The organism is Streptomyces sp. SID3343, from assembly GCF_009865215.1.
Classification (GTDB): Bacteria; Actinomycetota; Actinomycetes; order Streptomycetales; family Streptomycetaceae; genus Embleya.
In genome coordinates this window covers 1-6427 of the sequence record NZ_WWJX01001129.1, presented here as the reverse complement: position 1 = coordinate 6427, position 6427 = coordinate 1, and the positions used below count along the sequence as shown (strand labels likewise).

The window sequence follows — 6427 nt, the reverse complement described above, 5'->3', positions numbered from 1 at the left end:
GCCGAGACCGCGGCCGGCGTGGCGCCCTCGGCCGCCGCGACCAAACCCGTACCGCTCGCCGACCCGGACGCGGAGCCGCTGTGGTGGCGCACCCCACCCGAGGGCGATCTGCCCATCGAGCGTCCCGGCCCGGGGATCTACGGCGACGGGTCGTTGCACGCCCCCGCCTACCCGATCGGCGTGCTCTCCGACACGTCGGCCACGTGGGAGGACGACGAGGCGTCGCTGACCGAACCCACGCCCGCCATCGGCATGTTCGGCGGCCCGGGCACGCTCCGGACCCAACTGCGCGAGGTGTTCGCGATCGCGATGATGGCGATCGGGGCGATCGTCGCGTCGACCGTGGTCGTCGTACTCGGCTACTTCGTGGTGTTCACCGCCGCCGCGTGGTCGCTCAAGGAGCGGCGCGTCGCCGCGTTCTATCTCCCCGGCGCGACCGCGCTCGGGTTCGGGATCGCGATGTGGATGCGCGCCCACGGCCACATGGGCACCGATCTGACCAGCGATCAGGCGTGGGACCGACTCGGCGAACTGCTGCCCGCGATGGTCCGGGTCGCCGCGATCGCCGCGTCGCTGTACCTGCTCTGGCGACTGAACCGGCGTCAGATCACCGCGTGAATCGGGGAGTCGGACCGTCCCGGGATGTGACCTACACCCCTCGACGTCCGGGCTACCCCACTATTTTACGATCTCATTAATTAGGTTAGCCTAACCTCCTCTGCACTGGACGGCGCCCGGACCTACCGCTAATAGGTCCGGGCGTCGCCCTATGCACACTGCCAGATGGAGGAGCACAGATGGCGAACGGAACGCGGCCCCTGCCCGCGAACCGCCCGATCCGCTGGGGCGCCACAGCCGCTGTCGCGGCAATCGCGTTGGCCGGTGTCGGCCTTGCCGTACCGACTGCCCAGGCCGCCGGAACCCCGGCCGTGACCGTGACCCCGAACGTCGACGTCGACCCCGCCGGGGGAACCGTCACCGTCAAGGGCACCGGCTTCGACCCGAACATCAACAACAAGTTCGGCGTGTACGTCGTCTTCGGCCCGGCCGACGCCGCGGTCACCGACGCCGCCGCGTTCGGCGCGCAGAAGTGGGTCCGCCCGGGCGGCACCCCGAGCCCGTCCGGCGACAACATGAACGCCGACGGCAGCTTCACGACCACGCTCGACATCAAGGCCGCGTACACCGACGGCAACGGCAAGGCCGTCGACTGTCTCGTGACGCAGTGCCAGGTCATCACGATGGCCGCGCACGGCTCGCCGAACCGCACCCAGGACACCCGCACCCCGGTCGGCTTCAAGGGCACCACGGCTCCGGTCACGCCCAAGCTCGCGGTGACCCCGGCCACCGGCGCCAAGCCCGACGGCCAGACGTTCACCGTCACCGGCACCGGCTTCGACCCGGTCCGCGACGGCGGCAACGGCATCTACGTCGCGTTCGGCCCCAAGAATGCCGACTGGAACACCAACCCCGCGCCCTACCAGGCGACCAAGTGGGTCCGCACCAACCCGGCTCCCTCGCCGAGCCAGGCCAAGCTGAACGCCGACGGCAGCTTCTCGGTGACGTTCGACGCGATCAAGGCCAAGTACAAGAACGCGGACGGCGTCGAGATCAACTGCGCCACCGTCGGTTGCTACGTGGTGACCTTCGCCGCGCACGGTTCGCCCGAGCGCAACCAGGACACCTTCGTACCGGTCGCGTTCGCGACCACGCCGAACCCGCCGGGCCCGGGCACCGGCTATCAGGTCATCACCACCGACGTACAGGGCGGCCCGCTGACCCTGGGTGTCGGTGGCAACAACGTCACGCTGCCGGGCGTCACGCTCACCGGCAAGGACGCCTTCACGAGCGGCGCACTCAACCCGCTGACCGTGGCCGACGCGCGTGGCACCAACGCCGGTTGGAACCTCACCGGCCAGGCCAGTGACCTGACCGCCGCAGGCGGCCGGATCGTCGGCGACAACCTCGGTTGGACACCCGTCGCCAAGTCCGTGACCGGCTCACTCCCGACCGGTGGCGCCGCGCCGCAGGTCGCCGCGGGCGCGAAGGCCGAGCCCGGTTCGGGTCTGGGCCAGGCCCGCACGCTGTGCTCGTCGGCCGCCGGCGCCAGCGCGGGTGCGTTCGAGTGCGGCGGCGAGCTCAAGCTCGGCGTCCCCGGCGTGACCGTTCCCGGCACCTACACCGGAACGCTGACGCTGACGCTCATCTGACGCGGCGCATAGCACGTCTCACGCCGTGAGCCGTGAGCCGTGAGCAGTAGGCAGTGGGCAACGCAACTCGCGGTTCACCCGGCTTGGTTCGGGCCCCCGGTCGCATCACGCCTGCCGCGCAGCGCAGTTCGCAGCACCACCGCGGGGGCGGGCGAGTCGGCAACGACTCGTCCGCCCCCGTCCTGTTCCGCCTCGTCCCGTCGTGTCCGCTCCCGTCTCGGAGTACTCGAAATGCGTTCCGCCGTCGCCCGATTGCTGTGTGTCCTGTTCGCCGTCGCGCTGCCCCTCGTGGGCCTCGCGGGCCCGGCTCAGGCCGCCGACGAGTTCACCTGGGCCGTCCAACCGGCGGGCGGCCGCGACCACTTCGTACTGACCGCCGCGCCGGGCCAAACGCTCACCGACTTCGTCGGCGTGTCCAACTTCGGCGACAAACCACTGACGCTGCGCGTCTACGCGACGGACGCCTTCCTGGCCCAGGACGGCGGCTTCACCCTGCTGACCGCCGAACAGCGGCCCAAGGACGTCGGTTCGTGGATCGGCTTCGACGCCGAGACCTACACGATCGAGCCGGGCAAGCGCGCGGACATCCCGTTCCGGATCACCGTGCCGGCCAACGCGACGCCCGGCGACCACACCGGCGGCGTGGTCGCGTCGCTGCGCGCCGAGGCCACCGGTCCCGGCGCCCAACGGCTGGACGTGGACCGCCGGGTCGGCGCCCGCGTGTACCTGCGCGTGGACGGCCCGGCACTGCCGGCGCTGGCCGTGGAGAACTTCGGGATCGCCTACGACAACCCGATCGGCGTGTTCGGCGGCGGCGAGACGGTGGTGCGCTACCGCATCCACAACACCGGCAACGTGCGTACGTCGGCGCGGGCCGTCACCACGGTGTCCGGACTCGGGGGATGGCAGCTCGGCGGCCCGAAGACCACCGCGATTCCCGAGTTGCTGCCGGGGGCGAGCCACGACGTGGTCCAACGCTTCGACGGGGTCTTCCCGGCGGGTCGGCTCACCGCCGACGTCAAGGTGACCGGCAACCCGCCCGTCACGGCCCGAACCTCCGCCACCACGTGGGCGATTCCCTGGCTGCTCGTGGTCGTCGTCGCCCTGCTGATCGGCGCGCTCGGGGCGTACGTCGTCGCGCGCGTCCGTCGCCGCCGCAAACAGACAGCAGCAGCAGCAGCCGCCACCAAAACCGCAGCCACAACCGGTGCCGCCACCACGGCCACCACGGCAGCATCCGCCGAGGCCGAGGCCGAGGCCGATCCCGGCCGCCCCGAAGCCACCGCCGACCCGACCGGCTGACCACTCGCCGTCGCGTCGCCACCCCGATCCCTCCCGGAGTCCTCATGCACACCTCGCACCGCGTCCGCCGTACCGTCACCACCGCCGCCGCCCTCGGCCTCACCGCCGCCGGCGTACTGACCGCAGGAGCCGCAGGGAGCGCGGGAGCCGCCCCGAGCGACACCCGTACCCAGTCCCAGGCGACCCCCACCGCAACCGCGTCGCGAACCACCCAACTCGCCGCCGCAGGTGACGAAGTCACCGTCACCGCACGCGGGTTCGCGCCCGGCGCCAAGGTCACCGTCGCGCTGTACGCCGGCGACGTCGCCGATTCGGCGGCCACCCGTACGCTCACCGCCGACGCCGGCGGGTTCATCGCGACGCCGCTCGTGGTCGGTACCGCGTTCGCGCCCGACGCGCCAGCCTTCGAGATTCGGACGAGCGCCGCCGGTGGGCCGGCCGCGAAGGTCGCGGTGACGTTCGCCGCCGCCGCGCCCAAGGCGGGCGACGTACGCACGGCCCGCTCCGCGCAGCTCACCGCCCAGGCGCCGAACGCGCCGGCGGCGGCGCAGGCACCTCAAGCGCTCCAGGCCCCGCAAGCCCCGAAGGCCCCGCAAGCCCCGCAGGCGGCCGGCGGGGTGAAGATCACCGTGACCCCGAGCAGCGACATCGACCCGGCCGGGGCGACCATCACGGTCACCGGCAGCGGCTACGCGGCCGGCAGCGGCACCGGGATCTACGTGGTGTTCGGCCCGAAGGCGGCGGACTGGACCACCAACGCGGGCAACTACGGCGCGTCCAAGTGGCTCAAGGCGGTCCCCGCCCCGGGCAGCGACTCGATCAACGCCGACGGCACGTTCTCGGTGAAGCTGCCCGACGTCAAGGCCGTGTACAAGGACGGCGCCGGCAAGGACGTCGACTGCCGCAAGACCGACTGCTACATCCTGACCATGGCCGCGCACGGCTCGCCGGACCGCAGCCAGGACGCGTTCACGAAGGTGACCTTCAAGGACGGCGCGACCACGTCGGGAGCCACGTCGGGAGCCACGACAGGGGCTACCACAGGAGGCGCGACCACCGGTGCCACCACCACGGGCGGCGCCACCGGCACGACCACCACCGGCGCCACCACCGCAGGCAACGCCGCCGCCAAGTCCGGCGGAGGCGGCGGCAGCCTGCCCCTGACCGGCCCGGTCGGCCTCGCCACGGCGGGTGTGGTCGGCGCCGGCCTGATCGCCGCCGGCACCTTCGCGGTCGTCACGACCCGCCGCCGCCGCGCGAGCACGCCGCCGACGACGGCCTGACCCCTGCGGGGCCTCCGACCGGTGTCGGAGGTGCGGGAGGCGGGGGTGCGGTCGTCCGGCGAGCGCACCCCCGACGGACGGGCCCGCTCGGGATGCAGGTGAGCGCGGGGCAGGTTCCAGGACCGTGCCAAACCCCCGCCGCGCAGCCCGGTGGAGCGGCGCAACACACGGAGTGGACGGTGGCGCCCGAGGCCCTTCCCCTACCGACCCGGGCCGCCCACGTCGTCGGTCGATCGTCGGCGTCCACTGCCGGTCGGTGCTCTACAGCGACAGGGCGCACAAAGGCAGACCCGCCGCAAAGCACATCTCGAAGATGCTGTACGTCGTGTAGGCCCCGGTCCGCCACCAACGGGCGGGAGCGATACCGAGGTCCGCACGGGCCAAGCGGGTCACCCGGATTCGCGAGCCACCGGTGCTCGTGACAATGCGGCCCCTGAGAAAGCCCAGGTCTGATTCGTCCCTCAGGGCCACCCTGGTACCGGCGGCGTCCCGCAGTACGAGGTCGATCGTCGGGCACAACGGGTCGGGATACGGGCGGCCGCTACCGACCCGGCGAAGCTCCGCGAGGTCGACCGTCCTGACCCCCGTCCAGGTGCGCGCGGTCAGATAGCGGTTGTTCGGCCCATGCAGGCGGAACGGCTTCCGAGCGACGTTCGCGCCGCGCAGGAAGATGTGCAGACCCATTCCGATGGCGATGCAGACAAGCGGTAGCCAACCCTCCGCAGCCGACGAGTCCCGGCCGAGAGCCATGGCAAAGGCGAGCGCTGCTGCGGCCACGACGGCCGACAACTCGACGACGCGAGCGCGCCGCATGGACGAGCGAGCAGGCCGGGACTGCTTGGTCGTGACCGGTATGAGGATGCTCGCGATGTCCACCATGGCGCCGACGCTAGCGGCCGACCGACCGGCGGAAAAGGACGGGTTCCCTCAACTCGCGTGGCGGCGCAGGGAAGACGGGCGCGCTGGACCGCACGGGGAGCGCGGGCGAGCGGGACGTCGGCCGGACCGGCTGTGACCGAGCCCGAGCCGCCGTCCACCCGACGAACCACCGCCTGACGACTGCGGAGGACGGGCTCGTCGGGACGATCGGCCGGCTCGGGGCGAAGATCCTGCTCCGGCTGGGAGCGGCCTCCTCGAAGCCTCCGGGAGTCACGTGTACGAGTCGTCCGAAGTACCCCACGCATCCGACGAGTCCGACGAGTCCGACGGGTCCGACGGGTCCGACGGGTCCGACGACGCAGCCGACGCAGCCGACGCATCCAACGAGTCCGACGGGTCCGAACCGCACGTCGTGGAGTCGGCCGCGACGAGGCCGAAGCGGGCCCTCGGGTCGAGGAGCAACGGGATCAGGGCACCGGCCGATTGGGCGGTTTCCACCCGCAGGTCCGGCTCGACGCGGATGCCGTGCGCGGTCAGGGCCGGCTGTACGACCTCGTAGGTGTCCGGGGCGAGGCGGTACGCGCACGGCGGCGTGGCGGGCCGGATGCGCTCCGCCGGAGCGTTGTCGGCACCGTCGAAGTGGATCGGTGCGCCGCCGCGCTCGGCCTGCTCGCGGGACGTACCGGCTGCGGCGGCGATCGCGTCGGCCCGTTCGGCGGCCATCCGCAGCGTGGCCCGCGCCGCGACCGTGTG

General features: G+C 72.4%; 5 protein-coding genes and 1 pseudogene. 4 read left to right on the top strand and 2 right to left on the bottom strand.

Features of this window, described 5'->3' with window-relative positions:
• The 4 genes from GT354_RS35695 to GT354_RS35680 all read left to right on the top strand — a co-directional run.
• Window positions 1–618 (top strand): hypothetical protein (locus GT354_RS35695; RefSeq protein ID WP_237535795.1); only part of this gene is annotated, 618 nt, incomplete at its 5' end.
• Window positions 619–797: 179 nt separating this feature from the next.
• Window positions 798–2210, top strand: coding sequence for an Htaa domain-containing protein (locus GT354_RS35690; RefSeq protein WP_161360537.1), 1413 nt, complete (start codon window positions 798–800; stop codon window positions 2208–2210).
• Window positions 2211–2441: 231 nt separating this feature from the next.
• Complete coding sequence (locus GT354_RS35685; RefSeq protein ID WP_161360536.1) at window positions 2442–3512, top strand: DUF916 domain-containing protein; 1071 nt, start codon at window positions 2442–2444, stop codon at window positions 3510–3512.
• Window positions 3513–3556: 44 nt separating this feature from the next.
• Entirely contained in the window at window positions 3557–4795 is a 1239-nt protein-coding gene (locus tag GT354_RS35680; protein WP_161360535.1) for a hypothetical protein, read from the top strand.
• 261 nt (window positions 4796–5056) lie between these two features.
• On the opposite strand, the gene GT354_RS35675 is transcribed toward GT354_RS35680, so the two are convergent.
• Both GT354_RS35675 and GT354_RS35670 read right to left on the bottom strand, forming a co-directional pair.
• Window positions 5057–5674 (bottom strand): hypothetical protein, encoded by a 618-nt coding sequence (locus GT354_RS35675; protein WP_161360534.1) that lies wholly within the window; start codon window positions 5672–5674, stop codon window positions 5057–5059.
• A 270-nt stretch (window positions 5675–5944) separates the two neighbouring features.
• A pseudogene (locus GT354_RS35670) lies at window positions 5945–6427 on the bottom strand (hypothetical protein); the annotation flags it as partial.